The 12,961-nt window shown below is 72.8% G+C and carries 11 protein-coding genes; 3 read left to right on the top strand and 8 right to left on the bottom strand.

Features of this window, described 5'->3' with window-relative positions; all coding sequences use genetic code 11:
* Window positions 1-124 precede the first annotated feature (124 nt).
* Window positions 125-1,618, top strand: a complete 1,494-nt coding sequence (locus OG440_RS05560) for a M1 family metallopeptidase (protein WP_406005703.1) — start codon at window positions 125-127, stop codon at window positions 1,616-1,618.
* A 74-nt stretch (window positions 1,619-1,692) separates the two neighbouring features.
* Here the strand turns inward: OG440_RS05560 and OG440_RS05565 are convergent, their stop codons facing one another.
* The 3 genes from OG440_RS05565 to OG440_RS05575 all read right to left on the bottom strand — a co-directional run bounded on the left by OG440_RS05565 (window position 1,693) and on the right by OG440_RS05575 (window position 4,689).
* Complete coding sequence (locus tag OG440_RS05565) at window positions 1,693-2,652, bottom strand: adenosine kinase (RefSeq protein ID WP_406005704.1); 960 nt, start codon at window positions 2,650-2,652, stop codon at window positions 1,693-1,695.
* 5 nt (window positions 2,653-2,657) lie between these two features.
* On the bottom strand, window positions 2,658-3,140 hold the full coding sequence (locus tag OG440_RS05570; RefSeq protein WP_406005705.1) for an Appr-1-p processing protein: 483 nt from the start codon (window positions 3,138-3,140) through the stop codon (window positions 2,658-2,660).
* Window positions 3,141-3,213: 73 nt separating this feature from the next.
* Complete coding sequence (locus OG440_RS05575) at window positions 3,214-4,689, bottom strand: amino acid permease (RefSeq protein ID WP_406005706.1); 1,476 nt, start codon at window positions 4,687-4,689, stop codon at window positions 3,214-3,216.
* A gap of 218 nt (window positions 4,690-4,907) precedes the next feature.
* On the opposite strand from OG440_RS05575, the gene OG440_RS05580 reads away from it, so the two are divergent.
* Entirely contained in the window at window positions 4,908-5,648 is a 741-nt protein-coding gene (locus tag OG440_RS05580; RefSeq protein ID WP_406005707.1) for a MerR family transcriptional regulator, read from the top strand.
* A 37-nt stretch (window positions 5,649-5,685) separates the two neighbouring features.
* Here OG440_RS05580 and OG440_RS05585 read toward each other — a convergent pair whose 3' ends face one another.
* Genes OG440_RS05585 through OG440_RS05595 form a run of 3 tightly spaced genes read right to left on the bottom strand, consistent with a single transcriptional unit; the run spans window position 5,686 to window position 10,457 of the window.
* Window positions 5,686-7,881, bottom strand: a complete 2,196-nt coding sequence (locus OG440_RS05585; protein WP_406005708.1) for a 3-hydroxyacyl-CoA dehydrogenase NAD-binding domain-containing protein — start codon at window positions 7,879-7,881, stop codon at window positions 5,686-5,688.
* A gap of 41 nt (window positions 7,882-7,922) precedes the next feature.
* Window positions 7,923-9,137, bottom strand: coding sequence for an acetyl-CoA C-acetyltransferase (locus tag OG440_RS05590; RefSeq protein WP_406005709.1), 1,215 nt, complete (start codon window positions 9,135-9,137; stop codon window positions 7,923-7,925).
* A gap of 39 nt (window positions 9,138-9,176) precedes the next feature.
* Window positions 9,177-10,457 (bottom strand): CaiB/BaiF CoA transferase family protein, encoded by a 1,281-nt coding sequence (locus tag OG440_RS05595; RefSeq protein WP_406005710.1) that lies wholly within the window; start codon window positions 10,455-10,457, stop codon window positions 9,177-9,179.
* Between the two features lie 185 nt (window positions 10,458-10,642).
* On the opposite strand from OG440_RS05595, the gene OG440_RS05600 reads away from it, so the two are divergent.
* Window positions 10,643-11,815 (top strand): saccharopine dehydrogenase family protein, encoded by a 1,173-nt coding sequence (locus tag OG440_RS05600; RefSeq protein ID WP_406005711.1) that lies wholly within the window; start codon window positions 10,643-10,645, stop codon window positions 11,813-11,815.
* Window positions 11,816-11,840: 25 nt separating this feature from the next.
* Here OG440_RS05600 and mmpA read toward each other — a convergent pair whose 3' ends face one another.
* Both mmpA and OG440_RS05610 read right to left on the bottom strand, forming a co-directional pair.
* The gene (gene mmpA / locus OG440_RS05605; protein WP_020129438.1) at window positions 11,841-11,987 is read right to left on the bottom strand and encodes a morphogenic membrane protein MmpA; all 147 of its coding nucleotides are present in this window, start codon (window positions 11,985-11,987) and stop codon (window positions 11,841-11,843) included.
* A 209-nt stretch (window positions 11,988-12,196) separates the two neighbouring features.
* Window positions 12,197-12,901, bottom strand: a complete 705-nt coding sequence (locus OG440_RS05610) for an endonuclease V (RefSeq protein WP_406005712.1) — start codon at window positions 12,899-12,901, stop codon at window positions 12,197-12,199.
* Window positions 12,902-12,961 lie beyond the last annotated feature (60 nt).

A 12,961-nucleotide genomic window follows, 5' to 3' on the forward strand; every position in this document is an offset into this window, starting at 1 on the left:
GGGGCGGGCCGCGCGTGACGGCCGAATGGCGATCGTGTGACAGGGGCGGCGCTGGGCAGGCCCTGGGACACAGGGAGTCAATAGGCTCCGAACAGACCGTGTGACCCTACGACTTGGAGCTTTCGTGCACCGCAGAATCATCGCGCCGGGCGCACTCGCTGCCGCGTCCGTACTGCTGGCGATCCCGGCATCGGCCGCGAGCGCCTCCCCCGGCGCCCCGGGCATCGGCGACCCCTACTACCCGGCGTACGGCAACGGCGGATACGACGTCTCCCACTACGACCTGCGGCTGAAGTACCAGCCCGCCACGGACGAGTTGGAGGGGACCGCGACGATCCTCGCGAAGACCACGCAGGAACTGTCCCGGTTCGATCTGGACTTCCTGCTCGACGTGAGCGAGGTGCGCGTCGACGGCGCCAAGGCCTCCTTCGCGACCTCGGGCGAGCACGAGCTGGAGATCACGCCGAAGACACCGCTCGCCAAGGGCGCGACGGTCACGGTCGTGGTGCGGTACAGCGGGATCCCGTCGTCGAAACAGGCGTACGGCTTCACCAGTTGGCACCGCACCGCGGACGGCGGGGTCGGCGCCAACGAGCCCGAGGCGGCCTGGTGGTGGTTCCCCGGTAACGACCACCCGCTCGACAAGGCCACCTTCGACGTGTCGGTGCTGGTGCCCGACGGCTCGCAGGCCATCTCCAACGGCACGCTGCAGTCGACGAGTTCACGGCTGGGCTGGACCCGCTGGAACTGGCGTTCCGACAAGCCCCAGGCCACCTATCTGGCCACCCTCGCTGTCGGGAAGTTCGACATCACGACCGGGAGGACCGAGAGCGGAATCCCGGTCGTCAACGCCTACAGCAAGGACCTGGGCGACAACGCCGGCGCGGCCCGGGCGAGCATCGAGCGGACCGGGGAGATCGCCGACTGGCTCGGCGGGTACTTCGGGCCGTACCCCTTCGACGCGCTCGGCGGGTACGTGCCGAACACGAACACCGGGTACGCGCTGGAGACGCAGACCCGGCCGTTCTACAGCCCCCGGCAGTTCGCGAACGGCTCCAACGTCTCCGTCGTGGTGCACGAGTTGGCCCACCAGTGGTACGGCGACTACGTGTCCGTGGCGGGGTGGAAGGACATCTGGCTGAACGAGGGCTTCGCCCGGTACGCGCAGTGGCTGTGGTCCGAGCACGAGGGTGAGGGCACCGCACAGGAACTCGCGGACTACACGTACGCCTCGCACCCGGCCGACGACGCGTTCTGGACGGTGCCGCCCGGCGACCCGGGCCCGGCCGACCAGTTCGACATCGCCGTCTACGACCGGGGTGCGCTGGCGGTCCAGGCGCTGCGTGACGAGATCGGCGACGACGCCTTCTTCGCCGTCCTCAAGGGCTGGCCGAAGAAGCACGCGTACGGCAACGCGAGCGTCGTCGACTTCCAGAAGTACGCCGAGCAGATCTCCGGGAGGGAACTGGGCCCCCTGTTCGACACCTGGTTGTTCCAGCCGGTCAAGCCGGCGGCGCCGGCGGCACGGACGGCGTCGATCGCCGAGGTGACGGCCGCCCCCGCGCAGCCCGAGTCCTGGAAGAAGATCGCGGCGACGAACGACGTGCACGAGCACTGAGCCCCGCCGCCGCATTCCGACGCCCCGGACTGCGGACTGCCTCCTGACGCAGGGGCACCTGGCCCGGGTCGGCGCTACCGCCCGGTGGCCGCCGCCCGGGCCAGCAGGGCGTCGCGCGACAGGGCGGCGCTCTGCGTGGACGGCACCGTGCAGGCGTACGCCCCGGCCAGCGCGCCGTACTCGGCACACCGCAGCGGCGTCTCGCCGGCGAGACGGCCGAACAGGAAGGCGGACGCGAAGGCGTCCCCCGCGCCGTTGGAGTCGACCACCGGGCCGGGCGGGACGGCGGCCGGGACGTGGGTCAGCTCGCCGCCGGTGAGCAGGTACGCGCCCTTGGCGCCGGCCGTGGCGACGACCACCTCGGCGCGGCCCCGCCCGGCGATGCGGCGCATCGTCGTCTCGGGGTCGGTCAGGGCGGTGACGGAGACGAAGACGACGTCCGCCTCGTGGGCGAAGGCCTCGTGGTACGGATTCTCCCCGTCCCAGTTGTGCAGGTCCGTGGAGATGCCGGCACCCGCCTCGCGCAGTACGGGCAGGGCCTCGGCGCAGGGGTGGGTGATGGACACGTGCGCGTGCCGGCACGCGGCGGCGAGGGTCCGCAGCGTGTCCTCGGGGAAGCGGTCGTCCGGGCGCCCGCGGCTGTTGTCGTACAGCGACAGCCGCCGCCCGTCCGGGCCGACCAGGTTGACCGCCCGTTTGGTCCCGGCGGGCTGCGGGACGGCGGTCAGGGCGATGTCCTTGTCCCGGTGCAGGGCGCGGACCAGGTCTCCCTCGGGGTCGTCGCCCAGGAAGTCGAGGTGGTGGGTGCGCAGTCCGAGGGCGGCCAGCCCCAGGGCGACGAAGTCGCCGGTCTGTCCGGCACGGGCGCGGATCCCGCCGTCGATCATGTAGCTGTCGGCGTACGGGAGCGGCAGCTCCGGTACGTACACGATCGTGTCCACGCCCGCCCCGCCCAGGACCAGGACGTCGATGTCGTCGGCGTGCCCGGTGTCCCCGGTGCTCGCGTTCTCGGTGGTCTCGCTGTCGGCGCGCATGGGCGCTACCCCTCCCCGTGGTCGTACACCGTCACCGCGACGCCCCGCTCGACCAGCCGCCCGATGACGAGCGGCTCGACGCGGGACCACTTGCCGCCGGCGAGACCGCAGCCTATCCGGGGCATGTGCACGGACGCGCCGAGTTCGACCGCGTGCTCGGCCAGGCGCGCCAGGGCGGTGTCGATGGCCGGGCAGCGCACGGGGACGCCCTTGCTGCCCGTGCGCGTGCCGTGCCGGCCGATCATGTTGGCGACCCGGATGTCGGGCCGCACCCGGACGAGCTGGAGTGCGCCCAGGCCGAAGTCGTTCGAGGCGCGCTCCCGGTGCCAGGCACGGTAGGCGGCCTCCGGCTCCGGCCGGCGTCGGGACAGCGCCAGGACGAAGCCCTTGCCCCATCCCCCGAGGTCGTTGCAGACGTGGGCGATCACCTTGGGGCCCTTGACCGACGGGGCCGTGGCGTCACCCCTGACATAAGCGATCTCCGACATGACGCCACCGTAGGCGGTGCCACTGACAGTGGCGTCGGCCCGCGGCCCGCGGCCCGGGTGGCTGCTCCGGCGCCTACTCCGGGCGCCGGGACAGCCCCGTAGGTTCGGCGTCCGTCATGTGCGACACCCTGCCGCGGACCGCGAACCAGCCGCCGACCAGGGCGACCGCGACCACCGGGATCAGCAGGAGCGTCTTGCGGCCGACCTCGGGGTCGTTCCCCATCAGAGCGAGGACGGCGACCAGGAAGGCGATCGTGACGATCTCCGTGACCGGGCTGCCGGGGAGCCGGAAGCCGGGACGGGTGAGGAGGCCCGCCCTGGCGCGCCGGACGAAGACCAGGTGGCAGATCATGATGATCACCCAGGTGCTGATGATGCCGAGGGAGGCGACGTTCAGCACGATCTCGAAGGCCTGGCTGGGCATGAGGAAGTTCAGGACCACACCGAGCACACAGACACCGCAGGTCAGCAGGATGCCGCCGTAGGGGACCTGGCTGCGGTTCATCCGGGCGGTGAACCTCGGGGCAGAGCCCGCCGTGGCCATGGAGCGCAGGATGCGGCCGGTGGAGTACAGGCCGGAGTTCAGGGAGGACATGGCGGCCGTGAGGACCACCAGGTTCATCACGTCCCCGGCGCCCGAGACGCCGATCTTCGACAGGACGGTCACGAAGGGGCTCTCGTCGGCCGTGTACGCCGAGCCGGGCAGCAGCAGCGCGAGCAGGACGACGGAGCCGACGTAGAAGAGGCCGACGCGCCACATGATCGAGTTCACCGCGCGCGGGACGACCTTCTCCGGCTCGGCGGTCTCGCCCGCGGCGACGCCGACCAGCTCCAGCGCGGCGTACGCGAAGATCACGCCCTGCATGACGAGGACGACGGGCATCGTGCCGTGCGGGAGGAGGCCCCCGTGGTCCGTGATCACGCCGGGGCCGGGCGTCTGGCCGCCCACCTGGTGCCGGGTGGCGAGCAGGAAGATGCCGACGCACATGAAGGCGACCAGGGTGGCGACCTTGACGATCGCGAACCAGAACTCCATCTCGCCGAAGATCTTCACCGAGATCAGGTTCACGGCCAGGACGACCGCGAGGGCGACGAGCGCGAGCACCCACTGGGGAACGCTCGTGAACAGGCTCCAGTAGTGCGTGTACAGCGCGATCGCGGTGATGTCGGCGATGCCGGTCGTCGACCAGTTCAGGAAGTACATCCACCCGGCGACGTAGGCGCCCTTCTCACCGAGGAACTCGCGCGCGTAGGACACGAACGAGCCCGAGGAGGGCCGGTAGAGGACCAGCTCGCCGAGGGCGCGGACGACGAAGAAGGCGAAGACGCCGCAGACGAGGTAGGCGAGCGCGAGGGCCGGGCCCGCGCTGTTCAGGCGTCCCCCGGCGCCCAGGAAGAGGCCGGTGCCGATGGCGCCGCCGATGGCGATCATGTTGACGTGGCGGTGCTTGAGGTCCTTGCTGTAGCCGGCGTCGCCCGCGTCCGCGGGTGTCGCGGTCGCCTGGGGGTGGGCGGCGACTTCGGCCGTGCGCACGCTGTCCTTGCTCACGGGTGGTACCACTCTCTGGTGCGCCCGGGCGGGGTACGCCCGGGTGTCCGTACGGTCGTGGCCCGCGGCACCCGGAAGGGGCACAGACCAAGGCAGCTGCTTCCCGGAGGCACCGGCGACCATGCGGTGTTCCATGTCACAGCGGGTCGCCTCGCACCCGGTGCACGCCGGGGGCCGGCCGGTGTCACCGCGCTGGTGTGACAGCGATACTGCTGCGTATGACGATCGAGACCGAGGAGCCGGCCCTCACGGTCGACGAGCTGGCCGCCCGGGCGGGGGTCACCGTACGGACGGTGCGTTTCTACGGCACCAAGGGGCTGCTCCCCCCGCCGGTCATCGGTCCGCGCCGGGTGGGGCACTACGGTCCCGGGCATCTCGCGCGCCTGGCGCTGATCGAGGAGCTGCGCCGGCAGGGCCTGACGCTGGCGGCGATCGAACGCTATCTGGACCGCCTGCCGCCCGGTCTCGACGCCCACGACCTCGCCGTACACCGGGCCGTGGTGGCCTCGTGGGCGCCGGACGCCGTGGAGACGGTGGGCCGCGACGAGCTCCGGCGGCTGGCCGGGCGGGCGCTCGGCGAGGAGGACGTGGACCGGCTCGCCGCGATGGGTGTGCTGGGCGTGCCGGGTAGCGGCGACGGCGACCCGGCCGGCGAGGACGCGTACCGGGTCGACGCGGGGCTGCTGCGGCTGGGTGTGCGGCTCCTCGACGTGCCGCTGTCGCCCGAGGCGATCCTCGCCGCCCGGACGGTCCTCCTCGACCACGCGCGCGCCGCGGCCCACGAGCTGTCGCGGCTGCTGCGCGAGGAGGTGCCGGAGCGCGACGCGCAGGCGGTGAGGTCGCTGTCGGCGCACATGCAGCCGCTGGTCGTCCAGGCCCTGCTGACGGCCTTCCAGCGGTCGCTGACGGAGGAGCTGCGGGAGTGGCTCGGGGAGCCGCCGGCGGACGGCTCCCCGTGACGGCCCGGCGGCTCAGCGCCCGTCCGTGCCCGGCGGCTCAGCGCCCGTCCGTGAAGGTCTCCCCCCGCTCCGCCTTCTCCAGCAGCAGCGCGGGCGGGGTGAAGCGGTCGCCGTAGCGCTCGGCGAGCTGACGCGCGCGTGCCACGAATCCGGGAAGCCCGGTGCCGACCTCGGGGTCGCCCTCGTAGCCGTTGATGTACTGCAGGACCCCGCCGGTCCAGCCGGGGAAGCCGATGCCGAGGAGCGAGCCGATGTTGGCGTCCGCGACGGACGTCAGAACGCCCTCTTCGAGGAGCTTGACCGTGTCGAGGGCCTCGGCGAAGAGCATGCGCTCCTGCATGTCCCGGAAGGGGATCTCGGTCCCCGCGCGCGTGAAGTGCTCCCGCAGGCCCGGCCACAGCCCGGCCCGCCCGCCGTCCTCGCCGTACTCGTAGAAGCCCGCTCCGCCGCTGCGGCCGGTGCGGCCGAACTCGTCGACCATGCGGTCGATGACGGCCTCTGCGGGGTGGCCGGGCCAGACACCGCCCGCCTCCTCCACGGCCCGCCTGGACTCGTTGCGGATCTTGCGCGGGAGGGTGAGGGTCAGTTCGTCCATGAGGGACAGGACCTTGGCCGGGTAGCCGGCCTGGGCCGCCGCCTGTTCCACGGATGCGGGCTCGATGCCCTCGCCGACCATGGCGACGCCCTCGTTGATGAAGTGGCCGATCACCCGTGAGGTGAAGAAGCCGCGCGAGTCGTTGACGACGATCGGCGTCTTCTTGATCTGCCGGACCAGGTCGAAGGCGCGCGCGAGCGCCTCGTCGCCGGTGCGGCCGCCCTTGATGATCTCGACGAGCGGCATCTTGTCCACGGGCGAGAAGAAGTGCAGCCCGACGAAGTCGTCCTGGCGCTCGACGCCTTCGGCGAGGGCGGTGATCGGCAGGGTGGAGGTGTTGGAGCACAGCAGGGCGTCGGGGGCGACGATCTGCTCGATCTCCTGGAACACCTTGTGCTTGAGGGAGGTGTCCTCGAAGACGGCCTCGATCACCGCGTCGCAGCCGGCCAGGTCCTGGGGGTCGGCGGTGGGCGTGATGCGGGCGAGCAGCGCGTCCGCCTTCTCCTGGGTCGTACGGCCCCGGGAGACGGCCTTCGCGCACAGCTTCTCGGAGTAGGCCCTGCCCTTGAGGGCGGCCTCCAGGGAGACGTCCTTCAGGACGACGTCGATGCCCGCGCGGGCGCACGAGTAGGCGATGCCGGCGCCCATCATCCCGGCGCCCAGGACGGCCACCTTGCGGACCTGGCGGGGTGCGATGCCCTGGGGGCGGCTGACGCCGGAGTTGACCGCCTGGAGGTCGAAGAAGAACGCCTGGATCATGTTCTTCGACGTCTGTCCCGCGGCCAGTTCGACGAAGTAGCGGGCCTCGATGACCTGTGCGGTCTCGAAGTCCACCTGGGCGCCCTCGACGGCCGCGGCGAGGATGTTGCGCGGCGCCGGGTAGGGGGCGCCGTTGGTCTCCTTGCGCAGGCTGGCCGGGAACGCGGGCAGGTTGGCGGCGAACCGGGGGTTCGCCGGGGTACCGCCCGGGATGCGGTAGCCCGGCCTGTCCCAGGGCTGCTGCGACTCGGGGTTGGCGTCGATGAAGGCGCGGGCCTTGGCGAGCAGGTCGTCGGGCGAGACGGCGACCTCGTCGACCAGGCCGTTCTCCAGGGCTCGCCGCGGGCTGTACTGGGTGCCCTTGAGGAGGACCTTGAGCAGGGCGTCGGTGATGCCCAGCAGCCGGACCGTGCGCACGACACCGCCGCCGCCGGGGAGCAGGCCGAGGGTGACCTCGGGGCAGCCGATCTTCGAGCCGGGCGCGTCCAGGGCGACGCGGTGGTGGCAGGCGAGGGCGAGCTCGTAGCCGCCGCCGAGGGCCGCGCCGTTCAGGGCGGCGACGACCGGCTTGCCGAGGGTCTCGATGCGGCGGAGGTTGCGCTTGATCTCCAGTCCGCCGTCCAGCAGCTCCTGGGCGGTCGCGGGGGTGACGCGGATGAGGTCGCGCAGGTCGCCGCCGGCGAAGAACGTCTTCTTCGCGGAGGTCAGGACGATGCCCCGGATGGAGTCCTTCTCGGCCTCCAGACGGTCGGTGACCGCGGCGAGGGAGGCGCGGAAGGCCGCATTCATGGTGTTCGCGGACTGGTCGGGGTCGTCCAGGACGAGGGTGACGAGGCCGGTACGGTCCTGTTCCCAGCGGATGGTGGTGCTCTGTGTCATGACGGGGTCTCCGTAGAAGTCTCTGGGTTTCCGCAGGGGGGTCAGACGCGCTCGACGATGGTGGCGATGCCCATGCCGCCGCCGACGCAGAGGGTGGCGAGGCCGTAGCGCTTGTCCTGGCGCTCCAGTTCGTCGACGAGCGAGCCGAGGATCATCGCGCCGGTGGCGCCGAGCGGGTGACCGAGGGCGATGGCGCCGCCGTTGACGTTGACCTTGTCCAGGGACAGGCCCATGTCCTTGACGAAGCGCAGGACGACGGCCGCGAACGCCTCGTTGATCTCGACGAGGTCGATGTCGTCGATGGTCAGGCCGGCCTTGGCGAGGGCCTTGCGGGTGGCGGGCGCCGGGCCGGTGAGCATGATCGTCGGCTCGGAGCCGGAGACCGCCGCCGAGACGATCCGCGCGCGGGGGGTGAGCCCGTGACGCTCGCCCACCTCCTTGGAGCCGATCGCGACCAGGGAGGCGCCGTCGACGATGCCGGAGGAGTTGCCCGCGTGGTGGACGTGGTCGATCTTCTCCACCCAGTGGTACTTCTGGAGCGCCACCGCGTCGAAGCCGCCCAGCTCGCCGATGTCGGCGAAGGAGGGCTTCAGCCTGCCGAGCGAGTCGGCGGTGGTCCCCGGACGCGGGTGCTCGTCGTGGTCGAGGACGACGAGGCCGCTGCGGTCCTTCACCGGCACCACGGAACGGTCGAATCGGCCCTCCTTCCAGGCCGTCGCCGCCCGCTCCTGCGACAGGGCCGCGTACTCGTCGACATCACGACGGGAGAAGCCCTCGATGGTGGCGATGAGGTCGGCGCCGATGCCCTGCGGCACGAAGTTGACGGCCAGGTTGGTCATCGGGTCGTTGAACCAGGCGCCGCCGTCCGAGGCCATCGGCACCCGGGACATCGACTCCACCCCGCCCGCCAGGACGAGGTCCTCCCAGCCCGAACGGACCTTCATCGCGGCCAGGTTGACGGCCTCGAGACCCGAGGCGCAGAAGCGGTTCTCCTGCACGCCCGCCACCGTGTCCGGCAGTCCGGCGGCGATCGCGGCGATGCGCGCGATGTCGGACCCCTGGTCGCCCACGGGGCCGACGACGCCGAGCACGATGTCGTCGATGGCGGCCGGGTCCAGGCCCGGGAAGCGGTCCCGGAGCTCGTGGATGAGGCCGACGACGAGATCGATGGGCTTCGTGCCGTGCAGGCCGCCGTTCGCCTTGCCGCGCCCGCGCGGGGTGCGGATCGCGTCGTACACGTACGCTTCGGTGCTCACTGGTAAGCCTTTCGGGAGGGTGGGCCGTGCGGGGCGGGGTCAGTCGCCCTGGTGCGGGAGGTCTGTCACAGGGGTCGTCGCGGTGAACGTCACGGTGGTCTTCGCGGTCGCCTCGGGGGGCGTTCTCGCGGTGGTCTTCGCGTCCGCCTCGGCGGTGCTCCCCGCCGCCGCCTCGGCGGGCGTCCTCATCAGGTCCGTCACGAGTTCCGGTATGCCCCAGTCGCGGGCCACCTCGCGCGTGTCGGCGCCCGGTCGCGCGGGCCCGGTGCGGACGGTCGTGGGCGTCGTGGAGAAGCGGGGCGCGGGGGCCGGCTGGGTGATGCCGGAGTGCTCGGTGAAGGTGCCGCGGGCCGCGAGATGCGGGTGGCGCGGGGCCTCGCGCAGCGACAGTACGGGCGCCACGCACGCGTCGGAAACCTCGAAACGGGCCGTCCACTCGTCCCGGGTGCGGGACCGGAAGCGGGCGGCGACGGCCTCGCGCAGCTCGCCCCAGCGGGTCCAGTCCGTGCGGGCCTCGCGGAGGTCCTCGAGGCCGAGAAGGTCCACGAACGCGTCGTAGAACTGCGGCTCCAGGGCGCCGACGGCCATGTACCCGCCGTCGGCGGTCTCGTAGGTGCCGTAGTACGGGCAGCCGCCGTCGAGCAGGTTGGCGGCGCGCCGGTCCTGCCAGCCGCCGGCCGAGAGCATGCCGTGGATCATCGCGGAGAGATGCGCGGTGCCGTCGACGATGGCCGCGTCCACGACCTGGCCGGTGCCGCTCACGCGCGCGTGGTGCAGGGCGGCGAGGACACCGACGACGAGGTAGAGGGAGCCTCCCGCGTAGTCCCCGAGCAGGTTGGCGGGGACGGGCGGCGGCCGGTCCGGGGCGCCGATCATGCCGAGCGCGCCGGTGACGGCGATGTAGGAGACGTCGTGGCCCGCCCGGTCGGCGAGCGGGCCGTCCTGGCCCCAACCGGTCATCCGGCCGTAGACCAGACGGGGGTTGCGCGCGTGGCAGTCCACGGGGCCGACGCCGAGGCGCTCGGCGACACCCGGCCGGTTGCCCTCGATGAGCACGTCGGCACGGGCTGCGAGATCGAGCACGCGCGCGGGGCCCTCCGGGGCCTTGAGGTCGACGATCACGGAGCGCTTGTTGCGGTTGGTGACGTCGTGGGCGGGATCGATGCCCAGTGAGGAGCCGCCGGGACGGTCCACGCGGACCACGTCGGCGCCGAGGTCGGCCAGCATCATGCCCGCGAAGGGGCCGGGTCCGATCCCGGCGAGTTCCACCACGCGCACGCCCGCCAGCGGGCCGTGCCCGGCCGTCCGTGCCGTCGTCATCCAGCCCCCTCGCTGTGACACAACCGATGTAACACCAGTGATGCTAAGAACGTGTTCCAGTGGGCACAAGAGGTGAACGAGCAAGCGCTTAGACACTTAGGGGCACCTGCCGTCGGCCTCCGCACCGCTCACGCTAGCCTCAGCCGGCGACAGCGGCGCGGGATGCACGACGACGAGGGGATGTCATGAGCAGGCTGAAGAGGTCGGACCGTCCGTACGACATCGTGCTCTTCGGGGCCACCGGATTCGTGGGAACGCTCACCGCGGAGTACCTCGCCGCCCACGCGCCCCCCGGTCTGCGCTGGGCGATCGCGGGCCGCGACGAGAAGAAGCTGGAGCGGCTGCGCGAGCGGCTGGGAGCGGACGCCGGGGTGCTGCGGGCCGACGTCTCGGACCCGGCGTCCCTGCGCGCCCTCGCGGAGCACGCGCGCGTGGTGGCCACCACGGTGGGCCCGTACGTGTCGTACGGCGAGGAACTCGTGGCGGCCTGCGCGGACACCGGCGCCGACTACCTCGACCTCACCGGCGAGCCGGAGTTCGTGGACCTGACGTACGTCCGGCACGACGCACGCGCGCGGGAGACGGGTGCGCGGCTGCTCCACGCGTGCGGCTTCGACTCCGTCCCGCACGACCTGGGCGTGTACTTCACCGTCCGGCAGCTCCCGGAGGGCGTGCCCCTGACCGTGGACGGCTTCGTGAGCGTCGACGCGACCTTCTCGGGCGGCACCTTCGCCTCCGCCCTGGGCCAGTTCGCGCGTGGCCGGCAACTGCTGGCCGCCGCACGGGATCGGGGCCGGCACGAACCGCGGCTCATGGGCCGCCGGGCCGCGGCGCCCGTGGGCGCGCCCCGGTTCGCCCCGGAGGTCGGTGCCTGGGCGCTGCCGCTGCCGACCATCGACCCGCAGATCGTGCTGCGGTCGGCGAGGGCGCTGCCGCGCTACGGCCCCGACTTCCGCTACCGGCACTACGCGGCCGTGCGGCGGCTGCCCGTCGCCATCGGCGGGGTCGCGGCGGTCGGCGCGCTCGCCGCGGCGGCCCAGCTGCCGCCCGCCCGGCGCTGGCTGTCGGACCGGCTCAAGCCCGGGGACGGGCCGAGCGCGCAGAAGCGGGCGCGGAGCTGGTTCTCGGTGCGGTTCGTCGGCGAGGGCGGTGGACGGCGGGTGTGCACCGAGGTGGCGGGCGGCGACCCCGGCTACGACGAGACCGCGAAGATGTTCGCCGAGGCTGCGCTGGCCCTGGCCTGCGACGACCTCCCGCCGACCGCGGGACAGGTGACGACGGCCGTGGCGATGGGCGACGCGCTGACCGCGCGGTTGACCCGGGCGGGTGTCCGCTTCCGCGTGGCGGCGCGCCGCTGACCGTCCCCGTGGCCTCCGCGCGGCCTCATACCGGCCACTGCACCAGCGTGTAGATCATGCCCGCGATCCAGCCGACACCCGCCAGGACGGCGAGGATCAGCGCGGCGTTCACGGCCCGCTCGACGGGCCGGTTCGGGTCGGCGAGGGGCTTGGGGGCACGGTGCGTGGTCATGGGCCCAGCCTGCCGAGCGGAGCACGGGTCGCACATCCGTACGGCTACTCAGGTGACGTACTCAGACGACGTACTCGACCGGCGCGCAACAGGCGTGCCCAGGTCGCCCGGTCGGGCGCGCTCGGGCCGCCCGTCGGGCGCGCGCTCGGGCGGCCTGCCGGGGCGGCCTGCCGGGGCGGCCTGCCCGGCGGTCCGCGTGGGCCCGGACACTAGGTCGGTCGGTGGCGGGTGGTCGCTTCCTGAAGAGCGCGCCGGCACAGCGCGTCCGCCCTGCGGGTCGTCTCGGGGAGACGGAACCGCGGGGTGAGGGCGAGGGTGTGGGCGCAGGCCTCGTCCAGGGTGACGCGGTGGCCGACGGACACGAACACCGGCTTCACCCCCGCCCGGGTGCGCAGCGCGCGCCCCACCTCGTCGTCGCCCGCCAGGAGCGGCGACGCCGATCCGCGCGGGGCGTCGGGGTCTTCGTACGTGAAGGTGAACGGGTTCTTGGCGACGCCGATCGTGGGCAGGCCGGTGAGGACGCCCAGATGGCTGGCGAGACCGAACCGGCGGGGATGGGCCAGGCCGTAGCCGTCGCAGACGACCAGGCCGGGCGGCCGGGGCAGGGCTTCCAGGGCGGCGAGCACGGTGGGGATCTCGCGGAAGGCGAGCAGCCCGGGCACGTACGGGAAGGAGATCCGGCCGACGGCGGTGGCCTCGGCGACGACCTCCAGGCTCGCCGCGTCCAGCACGACGGCCGCCGCCGCGACGACGTCGCGCTCGTCGTCGTAGGCGACGTCGACGCCCGTCACGCAGCCCGTCCCGGGCGGCGGTCCCGGTTCGTCGAGCACCACCCGGGCCCGCAGCTCGTCCTGGACGGCGCGCGCCGCTTCCTCGGTCGCGGGCCAGCCCGCCGGAATGTCCACGGTCGTCATCGTGCGGACGAGCGTACGGCTTCCGGGGACGGGCCACACGATCGGGTCGCGGCGCGGACG

Origin of the sequence: Streptomyces sp. NBC_00637, assembly GCF_045161545.1 — a bacterium.
GTDB lineage: Bacteria > Actinomycetota > Actinomycetes > Streptomycetales > Streptomycetaceae > Streptomyces.

Excerpts from the sequence above, each read along its gene's own strand:
- OG440_RS05600 (WP_406005711.1), top strand. The coding sequence starts at position 10,643 with ATGAGCAGGCTGAAGAGGTCGGACCGTCCGTACGACATCGTGCTCTTC.
- OG440_RS05595 (WP_406005710.1), bottom strand. The coding sequence starts at position 10,457 with ATGACGACGGCACGGACGGCCGGGCACGGCCCGCTGGCGGGCGTGCGC.
- OG440_RS05585 (WP_406005708.1), bottom strand. The coding sequence starts at position 7,881 with ATGACACAGAGCACCACCATCCGCTGGGAACAGGACCGTACCGGCCTC.
- OG440_RS05610 (WP_406005712.1), bottom strand. The coding sequence starts at position 12,901 with ATGACGACCGTGGACATTCCGGCGGGCTGGCCCGCGACCGAGGAAGCG.
- mmpA (WP_020129438.1), bottom strand. The coding sequence starts at position 11,987 with ATGACCACGCACCGTGCCCCCAAGCCCCTCGCCGACCCGAACCGGCCC.
- OG440_RS05570 (WP_406005705.1), bottom strand. The coding sequence starts at position 3,140 with ATGTCGGAGATCGCTTATGTCAGGGGTGACGCCACGGCCCCGTCGGTC.
- OG440_RS05565 (WP_406005704.1), bottom strand. The coding sequence starts at position 2,652 with ATGCGCGCCGACAGCGAGACCACCGAGAACGCGAGCACCGGGGACACC.
- OG440_RS05580 (WP_406005707.1), top strand. The coding sequence starts at position 4,908 with ATGACGATCGAGACCGAGGAGCCGGCCCTCACGGTCGACGAGCTGGCC.